General features: G+C 65.1%; 11 protein-coding genes. 2 read left to right on the top strand and 9 right to left on the bottom strand.

The annotated features are described in order from the left end of the window. Window position 1: 1 nt before the first annotated feature. Together FJY73_04650 and FJY73_04645 are read left to right on the top strand one after the other, a co-directional pair. Window positions 2-1,915, top strand: a complete 1,914-nt coding sequence (locus FJY73_04650; GenBank protein ID MBM3319947.1) for a fumarate reductase/succinate dehydrogenase flavoprotein subunit — start codon at window positions 2-4, stop codon at window positions 1,913-1,915. Between the two features lie 14 nt (window positions 1,916-1,929). After that, window positions 1,930-2,703, top strand: coding sequence for a succinate dehydrogenase/fumarate reductase iron-sulfur subunit (locus tag FJY73_04645; protein ID MBM3319946.1), 774 nt, complete (start codon window positions 1,930-1,932; stop codon window positions 2,701-2,703). A gap of 286 nt (window positions 2,704-2,989) precedes the next feature. On the opposite strand, the gene FJY73_04640 is transcribed toward FJY73_04645, so the two are convergent. The 9 genes from FJY73_04640 to FJY73_04600 all read right to left on the bottom strand — a co-directional run bounded on the left by FJY73_04640 (window position 2,990) and on the right by FJY73_04600 (window position 14,580). After that, window positions 2,990-4,564, bottom strand: a complete 1,575-nt coding sequence (locus FJY73_04640) for a DUF4301 family protein (protein MBM3319945.1) — start codon at window positions 4,562-4,564, stop codon at window positions 2,990-2,992. Window positions 4,565-4,594: 30 nt separating this feature from the next. Further along, window positions 4,595-5,881: an outer membrane protein transport protein gene (locus FJY73_04635; GenBank protein MBM3319944.1), complete on the bottom strand. Its 1,287-nt coding sequence runs from the start codon at window positions 5,879-5,881 to the stop codon at window positions 4,595-4,597. Between the two features lie 142 nt (window positions 5,882-6,023). Then, window positions 6,024-7,286 (bottom strand): YeeE/YedE family protein, encoded by a 1,263-nt coding sequence (locus FJY73_04630; GenBank protein ID MBM3319943.1) that lies wholly within the window; start codon window positions 7,284-7,286, stop codon window positions 6,024-6,026. 27 nt (window positions 7,287-7,313) lie between these two features. Further along, on the bottom strand, window positions 7,314-7,808 hold the full coding sequence (locus FJY73_04625; GenBank protein ID MBM3319942.1) for a YeeE/YedE family protein: 495 nt from the start codon (window positions 7,806-7,808) through the stop codon (window positions 7,314-7,316). Between the two features lie 26 nt (window positions 7,809-7,834). Continuing rightward, complete coding sequence (locus FJY73_04620; protein MBM3319941.1) at window positions 7,835-10,555, bottom strand: cytochrome b/b6 domain-containing protein; 2,721 nt, start codon at window positions 10,553-10,555, stop codon at window positions 7,835-7,837. Beyond that, entirely contained in the window at window positions 10,552-12,027 is a 1,476-nt protein-coding gene (locus FJY73_04615) for a tetrathionate reductase family octaheme c-type cytochrome (protein ID MBM3319940.1), read from the bottom strand. Before FJY73_04615 ends, FJY73_04620 begins: the two co-directional genes overlap by 4 nt. 52 nt (window positions 12,028-12,079) lie before the next feature. Next, window positions 12,080-12,412 (bottom strand): helix-turn-helix transcriptional regulator, encoded by a 333-nt coding sequence (locus tag FJY73_04610; GenBank protein ID MBM3319939.1) that lies wholly within the window; start codon window positions 12,410-12,412, stop codon window positions 12,080-12,082. 290 nt (window positions 12,413-12,702) lie between these two features. After that, entirely contained in the window at window positions 12,703-13,317 is a 615-nt protein-coding gene (locus tag FJY73_04605) for a superoxide dismutase (protein ID MBM3319938.1), read from the bottom strand. Between the two features lie 270 nt (window positions 13,318-13,587). Next, complete coding sequence (locus tag FJY73_04600; GenBank protein MBM3319937.1) at window positions 13,588-14,580, bottom strand: dihydroorotate dehydrogenase-like protein; 993 nt, start codon at window positions 14,578-14,580, stop codon at window positions 13,588-13,590. Window positions 14,581-14,622 lie beyond the last annotated feature (42 nt).

The following is a 14,622-nucleotide window of genomic DNA, read 5'->3' as shown; positions in this document are numbered from 1 at the left end:
GATGAAGCTCGATTCCAAAGTGCCCGGCGGACCGCTCGAGACGAAGTGGCAGAGGCACCGCTTCGAGCTGAAGAGGGTCAATCCGGCGAACAGGCGCAAGTTCGACATCATCGTGGTCGGCACGGGTCTGGCGGGAGCATCGGCGGCGGCGAGCTTCGGCGAGCTCGGTTACAACGTGCATGTTTTCACGTACCACGACAGCCCTCGCCGCGCGCACAGCATCGCCGCGCAGGGAGGCATCAACGCCGCCAAGAACTATCAGAACGACGGCGATAGCGTATGGCTTCTCTTCTACGACACGATCAAGGGGGGCGACTATCGCGCCCGCGAAGCGAACGTCCATCGGCTCGCGGAAGTGAGCGTGGACATCATCGACCAGTGCGTCGCGCAAGGAGTGCCGTTCGCTCGGGACTACGGCGGGCTTCTCGCCAACCGCTCGTTCGGCGGCGCGCAGGTCTCGCGCACCTTCTACGCGCGCGGGCAGACGGGCCAACAGCTTCTTCTCGGGGCGTACAGCGCGCTCATGCGGCAGGTCCACACGGGAAAGGTAAAGCTCCACACCCGGCACGAAATGCTGGATCTGGTCGTGATCGACGGGGTCGCGCGCGGAATCGTGACGAGAAACCTCCTCACCGGCGCGATCGAGGCGCACACCGCTGACGCGGTCGTCCTCGCCACGGGCGGCTACGCGCGCGCGTACTACCTCTCGACGATGGCGATGGCGAGCAGCTGCACCTCGGTTTGGCGCGCGCACAAGAGGGGCGCGCTATTTGGGAACGCGAGCTGGGGACAGATTCACCCGACCTGCATCCCCCGACACGGCGACCGGCAGTCGAAGCTCACGCTGATGAGCGAGAGCCTTCGCAACGACGGGCGCGTCTGGGTGACGAAGGCGAAGGGGGACAAGCGCCATCCGCGGGAGATCACCGAGGAGGAGCGGGACTATTACCTCGAACGAATCTACCCGAGCTTTGGGAACCTCGCGCCGCGCGACGTCTCCTCGCGCGCGGCGAAGCGCGTCTGCGACGACGGGCACGGGGTCGGCCCGACCGGACAAGCGGTCTATCTCGATTTCGCGGACGCCATCCGCAGGGACGGGCGAGCGGTGATCGAGGCCAAGTACGGCAACCTCTTCGACATGTACAAGATGATCACCGACGAGGACCCGTACGAGTTGCCGATGCGGATCTACCCGGCCCCGCACTACACGATGGGCGGCCTCTGGGTCGACTACAACTTGATGAGCAACGTCCCGGGGCTCTTCGTGATCGGCGAGGCGAACTACAGCGATCACGGCGCGAACCGGCTCGGGGCGAGCGCGCTCATGCAGGGGCTCGCGGACGGCTACTTCGTCATCCCGTACACAATCGCCGGATACCTCGCAGGGACCAAGCTTCCGAAGGTGAAGCCGGATCACGACGCGTGCCGGGCGGTGATCGCGGAGACGAAAGCGCACATCGATCGTCTCCTCGCACTCAAGGGAAACAAAACCGTCGAGGAGATCCACAGGGATCTCGGGCAGGTCCTGTGGGACTACTGCGGGATGTCGCGGAACGCCGAGGGGCTCAACATCGCGAAGAAGCGCATCTCGGAGATCCGCGCAGAGTTCTGGGAGAACGCGAAGGTCGTCGGGCGGAACGGGGATCTCAACCCGGTTCTCGAGAGCGCGCTCCGCGTCGCGGAGTTCCTCGAGCTGGCGGACCTCATGGTCGAAGACGCGGCGAGCCGCACGGAGTCGTGCGGTTGTCATTTGCGCGAGGAGAGCCAGACGCCCGACGGCGAGGCCATCCGGGACGACGAGAACTTCTCCTACGTTTCCGCTTGGGAATGGAACGGTGTCGGGAAGGCGCCGACCCTGCACAAGGAAGAGCTCAAGTTCGAGTTCGTCACGCCTTCGGTAAGGAGTTACAAGTGATGAGCGCGGGGAACATGAAGCTGACGCTGAAGGTCTGGCGCCAAAGCGGACCCAAGGAGAAGGGACGCCTGGTGGCTTATGTGCTGGACGACGTCTCCCCGGACCAGTCCTTTCTCGAGATGCTCGACGATCTGAACCGGGTACTCGTCCTGAAAGGGGAGGAGCCGGTCGTCTTCGAGCACGACTGCCGGGAGGGAATTTGCGGCTGTTGCGGGCTCATGATCAACGGGCAGGCGCACGGCCCGGTGCGCGGCACGACCGTCTGCCAGCTTCACATGCGAAACTTCAAGGATGGGGACACGATCGTGATCGAGCCTTGGCGGGCCAAGGGGTTCCCGGTGATCAAGGACCTCATGGTCGACCGCTCCGCATTCGACCGGATCATCGAGGCCGGAGGTTACGTCTCGGTGAACACGGGAGGAATCCCCGACGCCAACGCGATCCCGATCCGCAAGGAAGACGCGGATCTGGCGATGGACGCGGCGGCGTGCATCGGCTGCGGCGCGTGCGTCGCCTCCTGCCCGAACGCATCGGCGATGCTCTTCGTCGGCGCCAAGATCTCGCAGTACGCCCTCTTGCCGCAGGGACAGGTTGAACGTGTCGCGCGCGCCCTCAACATGGTGGCCGCGATGGATCGCGAGGGCTTCGGCAATTGCTCGAACGTCGCAGAGTGCGAGGCGTCGTGTCCGAAGCTGATCACGCTCTCCAACATCCAGAGGATGTACAGGGAGCACGTGAAGGCGAGCTGGAAATACGCCCCGAGGGAAGCGCGCGAGGCGGCCGGATAGCCGAATCCATCAGAATGACGCTCCCGGCGCGGGCGTCCAGGCAAGGGGGTGAACCGGCGGGTTCCCGAGCGCATCGGGGCCCGCCGATCCGGCTGCCTGCCGTGGCCCGGCGCGCGAGGGGTGTTTGAACCGGCAGCCTCTTGCCCCGGGTCCCGACCGAGAAGATACTTGAAGCGTTTCTTCCGGATTGAGGTTGGACCGAGCGGTCCCGTGGGACGGATCTCCCGCGGTCGAGGGAGCGTGGTCTTCTTCTTGCGCGCGGATCATGATGCCCAGGCGGGCAACATCACCCGACTTTGTGTGCCAGAGAAAGAAGATCCGTGACGCGCTTCACGGGTGTGAAGGTCTCCGCCGGCGACTCGACGAAGACCGTGATCCAGTCGGCCATGCCTCCGTTCCAAAGGCCGGGGCGCTCGAGAGCCCTGAGCTTCCTCCCGCCTCGCGACTTCGAGCTGATGAACACGGCCTCGGGATCGGCGAATCGATTGAGATCATAAGGATCGCCGCGAGGGCCCCGCACGCCGCAGACGAGTTCCACCGGGCTGAAGTGAGTCGACGCCGCAAGGATCGCCTGCTGCGTCTCCGAGCGCGGATCGATCTCGGCGCTCTCGACGACTTGAAGAGAGACGGTTCCGTCGCGGCCGAGTACCCAGAAGGGCCCTCCTCCCACATGTCCCGCGTTCGGGACCATCCCGCAAACGCGGATGGGGCGCGCGAGCTTTCGAATGAGGAACGCGCGCCGCTCTTCCCGGGATAGGTTCCGCTTCTCCTCGCCGTGCGGAGCGATCGCGAGGACGTCGCGCGCGAAGAGAGAGGCCTCCTCGACAATCGCGTCCCCTTCTTCGAGCCGCGCGAGCAGGCGGAAGACGAGCTCCTGAAGGCGGACCAGGTATCCCGCAAGGACTTTCTTCCACTCGATCGGATCCGTTCCGAGCCGGCGCGCCGCCACGTTGTCGATGTTCTTAATGAGGACGATGTCCCCTTGGATGTCGTTCAGGTTTTCGAGAAGCGCGCCGTGTCCGCCGGGACGGAGAAGCAGCCGTCCGTCCGCCTCGCGGAAAGGCTCGCCCCGATCGTCGAGAGCGAGCGTGTCCGTGGAAGGCTTCTGCCCGGAGAAGCCGACGTCGTAACGGACACCGAGCTTCTCTCCCAAGCGCGGCCCGGCTTCCGCGAGGAGCGCTCGGAAGACCGGCTCGTGCTCCGGAGAAACCGTGAAATGCAGGCGACAGGTTCCGTCCGCGTTTCGCGCGTCGAGCGCCGTTTCGACCAAGTGTTCTTCGAAGGCGGTTCGGATTCCGTCCTCGTGCGCATGGAAGGGGATGAGGCCTTTCGGGAGCCGGCCGTAGTCCATCTCGACAAGGAGCGTCTCGAGGATCGGACGGTACCGGCGCGCCGCCGCGAGCTCCTCGAGAACAAGACCCTTTCCCGCGAGCGCAACCCGGAGCGCCTCGCGAAACGCGAAGCCCTCCGGCGATCGTGCTCCCTCGAGAAAGCGTCCAAGCTCCTCGAACTGGGGCGTCCCCTTCGCGGCTACGTCCTCGATTTCCTCGCGCGTGAAGTCGCGCGTCTCCTTCAGGAACCAGAGAAGCGATTGGAACATGCGCGTCGCGGCGCCGCTCGCGGGGACAAACTTGGAGAGCCGGTTCGCAGCGCGCGCGCGCTCGTAGGCGGCGAGCGACTCCTCGATCTCGCCGCGGGAGAGAACGCGGATCCCGTCGCCCGGCGTGCACGGGCGAACGAGCCTCGCGTACGCGGGCGGATTCGCGAGGAGACCGACCTGCCGCAGCGCCTCGTTCGGATCGATCCCGGCTTCGGCGAGCTGCTTCAGGTCTTCGGCTGTGAAGGGCGAACGACTCATCAACGTCCGATTCTACCAGGTTTGGCGCCCGGGCTAGAAACTCCGACCGTAGGCGAGGCCGAACGAATTCTCGAGCATCGTGAGGTTCGCCTCGCCGCCTCCCATCCCTCCCTGTTCCGGCGTTCCGGGCGGAATCGATCCCTCGCCCGCGACGGTCTTCTCGAACGCGTGCATGTAGGCGAAGGTGAGTTCCCCGCCGCAAGGGGAGCTCCAGGTCGCTCCGAATGTCGCGTGGTGCTCGACGACTCCGGGCGCGAGCATGTTGAACAGCGTTTCCGAAGCGGGGATCGGTTGGCCGCCGTAGTTGTACCCGCACCGGAGCGTGAGCGCGCGCGTCGCTGCCGCGGAGAGCCCGACCTTGAAGACGGTCATGTCCTCCCATCCGAACCCCGCGCCGTTCTCGTCGCCGAGGGGCGCCGTTCCGAGATTCGGAAGGAGCGGGTTCGAGACTGCGGGGACATCCGTGTAGAGGATGCGCGTCGCGTCGAACGCGAGAAGAATCCTGTCGGTTAGGTCGATGCCGATCCCTGCTCCGAAGGACGAGGGGATGTCGAAGTCCCCCTTCCCCGCGAAGAGGCCTGCGTACTCATCGAACTCAGATGCGGAGATCTTCGATTGGTAGGCGGCGCCGATCGCCAGGCGCGGAAGGAGCCTTCCCATCCAGCCGACCGCGACCCCGAATCCCGTCGAGGAGGCGTAGTCGTTGTTCGTGATCTTGTCGGGGTGCAAACTGTAAGGTCGCGGCTCCGTGACCGTGAAGTTCTCGAGCCCGGTCGCCTGAAAACGTTGATAGAGAAAGTTTATCCCGATCCCGACGGCGCTCCATTCCCCCATCCGGACGGAGATCGCGGGAACGACGAGGAGCTGCGCGAGGTCGACGCCGGCGTCGTCGGTTCCGAAAAGCCCGATCGGCGTCGTGTAGGAGGTGTTCATTCCACCCCGCCCGTAAAGCGCGATTCCCGCCGCGAAACGTCCCCCGAGATTCTTGCTGAAGCCGAGTTCGGGCGAGACGAAGTTCCGCTTCCCGTTCGCGTCGTAGACTGCATTGAGCGGGGGATTCATGTTCCCCGTGATCTCGCTTCGGCGCTCGGGCCGAAACAACTCGAAACCGATGTCCGCTCGGTCGCCGACGAAGCCAAGAGCGGCCGGATTGCTTCCCGCCGAGAGCGCGTCCTGCGGGGCCGCGATCGCCGCGCCTCCCATCCCCTTCGCCTTCATGCCGACCCCGTGGCTAAAGTACCCGTTCGTGGCCTCCGCAGTTCCTGGCCCGAGCACGAGCACGGCCGCCGCTGCGATCCGAACGATCCTCGACTTCGCCATTCCATGTTCCTCCGCGTTCCCACCGTGAGACCCCAGCCAACGCGCCGGCCCTCCGATGGTTCGTTTGATCTTCCCGCCGAACTCCTTCGCTCGCTCGGGCGCCTCGGCGGCAGCGAACCCGGTCGCTTCTCTCCGTTCTCTTCTATCCGCACCCGCCGCCGAGCTTCTTGCGGATCTGCAGCTCGACCTTGGGCGTGAACTCGATCGCGCGTTCCGCGAGCGCGTCCGGATCCGCGCTCGGTTGCGCCGAGCCGAGCGCGTGCTCGAAGCGGTGGGCGAACGCCTCGATTCTTGCCGTCCCGCCGCTCGCTTCCCCCTCGGGACAGATCGCATCATGCTCCGGATGTCCGTAGACGTCCAGCCAGTTGTTGATCCCCCCTTCGAGAATGTAGACGTTCAGAACGCCGCTCGTCGCGAGGAGCTTCCACGCGTCGGTCGCCCGCTCTTCCCCGTTCGAGATCAGCACGGTCACCGTGTTCGCAGGAGCGGAGAGGAGACCGAGCGCGGGAAGCCCGTCGCGGACTTCCTCGAGCGTCACGCGCCGCGAATCGACCAGATGAAAGACGTTGAAATCGCTTTCATCTCGAAGGTCCAACAGGAGCAATCGGACCTGATCGTTGCGGGCGAGATCGACGAGCTCCGCGGGATGGATCTGGACGCGGCGCTCGTCGAGAAGAGGCTGCTTGCGGGGGGCGATGCGCTCCCACTGCTCCGCGCTCGTCGGCTGCCCGATGCCGAGCACGACGAGAGCGAGCACGACGAGCGCGGCGGCCCCCGCGAGCCTCGGAGGGAATCGGCGTCCGGACGCGCGAGCGGGCTCCCCGCGCTCTCCGTAGATCCCCTCGAGCTTCTCCGCTCCCCAGAACATGAAAAGGGCCATGAGCACAACGAGAAGGACCACCCATCCTTCGGGGATTCCGAGCCACTCGGAGAGCGTGAAGCGGCCCATCGGCGTCGAGTGGTAGAACCCCTCGTAGAGCCCGACGGTCTCTCCGAAGAGGACCACGCCGGCGCTCACACCGAGAAAGAAGAAGAGGCCGTCGATCTTGAGGTTCGCGAGGGCGACGATCGAGGTGCCCGGGCAGAAGCCTCCCAAGATGAAGCCGACTCCCATCAGAAGCCCGCCGACGATTCCGGGGACGAGGTAGGTCGGGTTCACCCAAACGCGGCCCATGTCGAGCAGGCCGAGACCGGAGGCGAGAAAGAGAAGCACCATCGCCGTCACGATGGCACCGAACATCACCTTTAGGACCGTCATGTTCCGGAGATAGAACTGGGCGGCGAGCCTTCGAGAGTCGGCGAAGCCCGCCATCTCGAGCACCGCGCCGAAGGCGAAACCGATCAAGAGATAAATACTATAGGTTGCCGGTTTCCCGAGAATGTCGATCAACGCGAAAGGCGCCATTGTGCGTTCTCCTCTTGGGCGGATCCGTCAGGTCCAGAGCCTTCGGACGAACCACGCGAGCGCGTAGCCGCCGCCGAAGACCGCGAACATGAAGGCCCAGCTTCCGACCGAGAGAACCGCGCCTCCCGACAAGGCCTGCCCGGACGTGCAGCCTCGGGCGAGACGCGCTCCGTATCCCATCACGAGACCGCCGAGAAACGCGAAGAACCATCGCGATCCTGAGGAGATGCGCGGTCCCTTCTGCGTCTCCGTGCGGATCCTTCCGTGCAGGAGCCCGGAAGCGAAACCACCGAGAAGCGCGCCGATCGTGACGAAAACGATCCAGTTGTCGAGCGGGTTCGTGTCCCCGCCCGCCATCGCGAGGAGGTGGGGAGTGCGGTCCACGTGCTCCGGGACGAGACGGTCCTCGACGGAAACGAGGATCCGCGCGATCCCTCCCGAGGCGCCGAGCCCGTTCCCCGTTGTGAAGAAGGCGAGGAACAGGACAACGCCGAGAAGAGCTCCCGCAAGATAAGGGTTCAAGTATTCGCGCGAATTGGCTCGTGCGCTCAACGGGATTCCTCCTTGTGGCCGCCTTCTTCCGGCGCTTCTTCCCAGCCGGCGATCATCGCGCGGATGTGGGCGCCGGGCGTGGGGCCGGTCGTGGCGAGATAGACGTGCATGGCGAGGAACGCCGCGAAAAGCCAGGCGCCGGCGGCGTGAACGGCGGCGAGGAGAGGGAGACCGCCGAGGGCCGCGTCGACGCTCGGCCAGCGATCCGCGCCCCAAACGAGAACGCCCGTGATCGTCTGAAGGGGAAGAAGGACGTTCAGGATCGCGAGGTACGTAATCTGTTGCAGCGGGTTCAGCTTGCGGCCGGGGCGCTTCGTGAACGGGTGGGGCTCTCCCCGGAACACGCCGCCGAGGTAGTAACGCGTCTGCTCGATCGCTTGAGAGAAGAAGTTTCCCCGCTCGGGGAGGTACTGGCGGATCTCCCCGCCCGCCACGTGATAGAAGGCGGCAAGGGCCGCGTTGATCACGACGAGGAAGCCGAGAATGCTATGCGCGCGCACCGCGAGAGCGAAGTCGATGAAAGGAACGCGTCCGGGGAGATGAACGGCGATTCCGGTCGCGAGAAGAGCGAGAATCGCGAGCGCTTGAAGCCAATGCCAAAGACGCTCGTAGGGGCCGTACATGACGATGCGCGTGGTTGGCGAAGCGGAGCGCTCTCCGCGGAGCGCCCTGCGCCGGCGCGCGGAGCGGATTCGGAGGCCGCCGTGCGCGGCGATCCCGAGAAGAACGGCACCGACGCCGATGAGCCCGATCCGGTTCGCCGTTCGCGAGGAGTCGTGTCCAAGGACATGCAGTCCCATCGCGCGCGTGCTCGGGACGAACAGGATTTCGCCGTTCGCTTCGCGGACGATCTCCCCGGCGGGAACGGCCGAAGCTCGGGCGATGAATGCGGGCAAGACGCCTCCCGGCGCCTCCTCCGCGAGCGGAAAGGCGCGCGAGAGACGAGAATCGGGTCCGTGACAAGTGCGGCAATCCCTCGTCGCCCACTCGCCGGTCGTCACGTTGTGCGGAATCGAGTAGGGCCGGACCTCCGCCTCGATCCGCGGATCGGCTGAACCGACCGCGAGAAGCCGATCGCGAATCGCGGCGGTCTTCTCGGGCGTGTCGAGAACGAGCTCGTTTTCTTCGACAATCCCGTCCCGGTTCGCGTCGAGCGCCGCGAGGATCTCTTTCCGGTAATCGTTCCCGTCGAAGAAGGCCTCCGCGAGGCGCGCTTCGGTGACGGGGCGTTCCGGCTCGCCTTCGACCCAGAACCAGGAAGAGATGAGGTTGTGCGGATGAAGCGTTCCAGCGCTCTTCCCGCCCGCGCGCGGGAGAAGGATCGGCTCATGACTCTCCACGAGTGCGAGAGGGTCGGCCCCTGTCGATTCGTCTCCCCGGCAGGCGACCCGGGGCTTCCGCTCCGGGGTGAGAACCGTCCAGTCGATCGTCTGCCGGGCCGGCGCGTAGAGCCGGGGCGTGTGGCACGCGTTGCACGAGAGGACTGTGATGTGGCGCCTCCAATGGGGGAGCCACTCGTGCGTCTTCTCCGCGAGGTGGCAGCTCTCGCATTCCTGCGAGGACCCGCCTCCTTCTTCGGCGCCTTCCGCGGAAGCGCCTCCCGCGCGGGCCAGCCGGTGGCTCGGACGCTTCAAGTATTCGCCCATCGACATCTTGCGCGGGTCGAAGCGGAGGTGCTCGAGGCCGGCGGATTCGGAGACGCGCCCGTGGACCGGGCTGTTCACCGAGTGATGGCAATCGACGCAGGAGAGTCTTCGCTCCGCGTGCACGTCCCACGAACGGAAAAGGGCCGTCTTGTCTTTCAAATTGATGCCCGACTCCGAGATCCTTTGGGGTGAAAGGATTTGTCCCGTGGTGAGCGTGGTCCAGTAGTCCGGGACGCAGCTCTTGAGGAGAACCGGCATGTCCGGATCGCCGTGAACGAGACCGTGGCAGCGGCCGCAGGCCTCGTTCGCGGGATCCTGCACCCGGATTCGATCGCTCCTCACGCGTCCCTCTTCATCGAAAGCGTCCCGATTCCACCTCCAGATCGCTCCGCTCCGCCCTCCCACGCCGGTGCGGGCGAGAGTGAAGGTGGTCGCCCAGCGGAACGCGCCGCTCTCGAGAGCGGCGATCCTCGCCTCGTTGTCCGGATCGGGAAGGTGGCAGAGGAAGCAATTCATCTCGACGGCGCCGGACCGTTCCCAATCCCACGGTTCTCGCTGTTTCGTCTCCGGATCGAACCAAGAGGCCTCGAGATCGTCCGGCCCCGCGGACTTCTTCTCCGAGAGAAGAGCCCCGTCGGCCGCGCGGCGGGCGGGCCCGCCCCCCACGTGTCTCCTTCCGAAGAAGCGAATCCAATCGGGAAGGGAGAGATCGATCGCGCCGTCATCCGGGGGGGAGATCGTTCGATAGGTGATCGGGTTCCATCCGCCGAGCATCCCTGCGTTTCCCTCCCACGGGCGCCCGCTCCGCTCGCGCTTCACTTCGCGCGGCGCGTCCCAACCCGCGCCCGCGTGCGCGCTCTCCCTCTCGATGAACTCGGTGTCGTGGCAGGCGCCGCAAGTGCGCATCGCCGAGACCGGCCCGCCGCTCGCGAGGACGTTCGTTCCCGTCTCATCGAGGAGGGGAAAGAGGGGGTGCATCGTGGATGCCGCCGCGGTCGCTCCCGCCGCGTCCCGTGAACCGGACCCAGCGAGGAGAACGAGGAAGAGCGCGAATCGGAGAGAACGGTTCATCGGCTCTCCTCTTCCCACGGGGGACCGGCCGCGCGGAGCCCCGTCCTTCCTCCCCAGTGGATCGGATCGCCCGGATAGCCGAGCGCCGCCCAATCGAGTCTTCCGCCCGGCGCATGACAGTCGCCGCACTGAAGGGAGTTCTCCTTCGGGGCGACCATGTGGGTGAGGGGCCAGTACATGTCGGTGCGCGCGAATCCGTAGCTCCCGCTGTAGGCGAGGCCCGTCTTCTCGGATCCGAGGCGCGCCGCCCGATCCCAGTCGAATATCTCCCAGTACCCGTCCTCGCCCGCGGTCTTCGGAACGAGAAGATGGAGATGCTCGCGGTCGTAGATCTGTCTTCCCGTGTGGACTTTGAACGGCCAGATCGCGGAGTAGGGGTCCCTCGGGCTTCCCCGAGGCGCGTTCAGGGGCGTGACCCCGGCGGTGTCGATTCGATCCCCCATGAGATAATGGTCTGCGGTTCCATTGAACCAAACATATTCAGGAATCAATAGTTGTTCGTAGACGAAGCGGCCCTTCTTCTTCAGATAGGTGCGGGGGTCGTCTTCGAGGTCGAGCCCCGCGGCGGACCAATCCCAGTGAACCTTGGTCGCCTCGCGGATGGCGACGAACGGGATGTGGCAGGTCTGGCAAGCAACCGCGGCGGTGTGGGCGTTGAGGCGCTCGTCGCGGTGCGGCTCGATCGCATGGCAATCGATGCAGAGGAGCCGATTGGCCTTGTCCGCGCTGACGGAGATCGATCGGCCGGCGATCACGTGGTTCTTCGTCTGGTGGCAATCGACGCACACCATCTCATGTCGGCCCATGTGCACGTCGATCCGCTCCCGCGGGTTGCGGAGCGACTTGTCCAAGTCCCCATGCTTGACCGCGTCGCCTCCGCCTCCGCGGAAATGGCAACCGCCGCAGTTCTCGCGCGTCGGCGAGCCGACGCTTCCCGCCGCCTCGACGAGATCCACGCCGGGAGCCGGATGCCCGCTCTCCCCCTTGACGTAAACGCCCGAACGATCGTGGCAAACGAGGCAATCGACGTTCTCGACGTTCGTGAAATCGAACGTCTCGTCCTCCCATCCATAGCCGGCATGGCACGAAGTGCAGCTCGGCCAGTTCGACTGAACGCCGATGCAGAAGTTGTTGATCGCGGTCTTCTTTCCGATGCGGACCGGATCGGCGCGTCCCGGAAGCCGAACTGGCTCTCCTTCCCATCTCCAGTGGGCGGTGCGCATCACCTCCCACCCCGCCTCCTCGTGGCACTCGAGACACGCGCGCGTCACCGAAGGTCCCTCCGGGTAGGGACCGGGAAGGAGCGCACGGTGATCGGTGTGCGGGAGTCTTTTCGGAAGAATGCGGCGCGGGTTGTCCCTCGGCGGCTCGGGCCTGGGGAGGAGGAGCACGAGCGGAAGAACGAGAATCCCGGCGACGAGGCCCGCGCCGAGAAGGACGCGAATGCGTTCGCGCGCCGGCCGCGTGGTCATTTGCGATTCCCCCAGAGAACGCGGACGATCAGAAGACTCGCCCGTCGGTTTCTCATAAAGCCTTCTCCCCGGGACGGCAGCATCGCGCGAGGCATGCGAGCAGCTCGTTCACCTCCGGCATCGCGAGCGAGTAGTAGCGGCGGCCGCCCTCTTGACGCGCGCGGAGGAGCCCGCGAAGACGAAGGGAACCGAGCTGCTGCGAGACAGCGGACTGCGGCATGTCGAGGGTCTCGGCGATCTCGTTCACGGTCTTCTCTCCCGATGCGGAGAGATAGGCGACGATCCGAAGCCGCCCCGGATTCCCGAGCGCGCGAAGGACCTCCGATCGGAGATCCGCCTTCTTGACGTCGTGAGCGAGATCCTCGATTCGGTTTCTCGCCGGCATCCTCGTTCCTTCCGAAGGACGTTGGATCGGCGGGGCCGCGCCGTGCGATCGCGCGCCTTCCATCGTCCGAGGCAGTCAAGATATCGTAATATCCGAATACAATGAAATTAGAAATCCTCGTAGAGAATATGCGGAATTCGCATGAGCCGGCGAGGGATTGGGGCGGGAACTCATTCGGAATAAAGAGGTTGCGGGTCTTGGTCGGTCCAGGGGAGGCGGGGGACTCGCGACAACAAGAGAGGGCTCCGCCGGAGCGGAGCCCTCGATCGTTCGAAAGGAGAGGGGCGGCCCTATCGGGTCGCGGCCTCGTAGCGTCTCTGGACCTCTTCCCAGTTCACCACGTTCCACCAGGCCGAGATGTAGTCCGGGCGCCGGTTTTGATACTTGAGATAGTAAGCGTGTTCCCAGACGTCGAGGCCGAGGATCGGCACATGGCCCTGGGAGACCGGCGTGTCCTGGTTGGGGGTCGACTCGACGTGCAGCTTGCCCTTCTCGTCGAAGCAGAGCCAGGCCCATCCGCTTCCGAAGCGCCCGATCGCCGCCTTTCCGAACTCCTCCTTGAACGCGTCGAAGCTCCCGAAGGTCTTCTTGATCGCGTCGCAGAGAGTCCCCTTCGGTTCGCCGCCGCCTTTCTTCGACATCACGTGCCAGAAGAGCGTGTGGTTCCAATGTCCCCCGCCGTTGTTGCGGACGGCGGTCCGGACCGCTTCCGGGATCGCGTCTAGATTCCTTACGATCTCGTCGATCGTCTTTGACTGGAACGCCGAATGTCCCTCCAAGGCCTTGTTCAGGTTGGAGACGTAAGCCTGATGGTGCTTCGTGTGGTGAATCTCCATCGTGCGCGCGTCGATGTGGGGCTCAAGCGCGTCATAGGGATAGGGAAGTTCAGGGAGCGTGAATGCCATGACGACGACTCCTTTGTCTTCGCGATTCAACATCTTGCCGGACGGCCGAGGATCCGCTCAGTGGATCGTTCGCTGGCCGGGACGATTGCTGCCGGGTACGGCACGCTTGGAAGTTAGTCGGATCAGGAGTTCTTGTCAAGGCGCCCCGCCCAAACGGGACCGCGCAAACGAAGCCCGCCCCCGGAGAGGAGGCGGGTGCTTTCATTGGGAGGCTCATTCCGCGGGCGGCTTCGCAGCCGATTGCAACGGAAGGAGGTTGTGAAACCGGTCTTAAGCCCGATATCCCGCGAGCGCGCGCATGTACTGCGCCCGCTCGAACGCGGCCGGGTCCTCGACGCTCCTCTGGCTCATGCTCCCCTGCATCTGCTCGACCGAAACGTACTCGTGCCCCTCCATCCACTTCCGCATCCCCATCTCGATCTCTCGGATCTGATCGATTCCCTTTTTCAGGAGTACGGAGCAGAGCATCGTGGTCTTCGCGCCCGCCATCAGCATCTTGAGGCAGTCCTCGGCCGTGTGGATGCCGCCCGTCGCGGCGAGATCCGCCTTGATGCGTCCGTGCAGGATCGCGATCCAGCGGAGCGGAAGCCGCATCGCCTGCGGCGCGCTGAGGAGAACGTGGGTTCGCACCTCGAGATCGTCGAGGTCGATGTCCGGCTGATAGAAACGGTTGAAGAGGACCAAGGCGTTCGCCCCCGCCCGGTCGAGCCGCCCGGCCGTATACGCGAGGTTGCTGAAGAAGGGCGAGATCTTGACCGCGAGCGGGATTCGGACGGTCGACCGCACCGACTTCACGATCTCGACGTACGTGTTCTCGACCTTCTCGGCGCTGAGGGCGGGATCCGTCGGGATGTAGTAGATGTTCAGCTCGAGCGCGTCCGCCCCCGCCTCCTCCATCCGCGCGGCGTAGTCGGTCCACCCTCCCTCGCTCGTTCCGTTCAGGCTCGCGATGACCGGGATCTTGACCGCTTCCTTCGCCTTTCGGATGTGGTTCAGGTATTCCTCGGGTCCGAGCCGATACTCGCCGGGCTCGGGAAAATACGTGAGCGACTCCGCGAAGCTCTCGGTCCCTTTCGTCGTGAAGTGATCCAGATCGAGGCTTTCCTGCGCGATCTGTTCCTCGAAGAGCGAGTGGAGAACGACGGCGCCCGCGCCCGCGTCCTCCATCTTTCGAATGTTCCCAATCTCTTCCGAAAGGGGAGAGGCGGACGGGACGATCGGGCTCTTCAGCTTCATTCCAAGATAGTGCGTCGTGAGATCCATCTGTTCTCTCCGATTCGAAGGGAGGAGCCGAAGGCGCTCGCC

This window comes from Candidatus Eisenbacteria bacterium (assembly GCA_016867715.1).
Classification (GTDB): Bacteria; Orphanbacterota; Orphanbacteria; order Orphanbacterales; family Orphanbacteraceae; genus VGIW01.
Note: the sequence above shows the minus strand (reverse complement) of the source record. Positions and strands in the feature narration are given on the sequence as shown.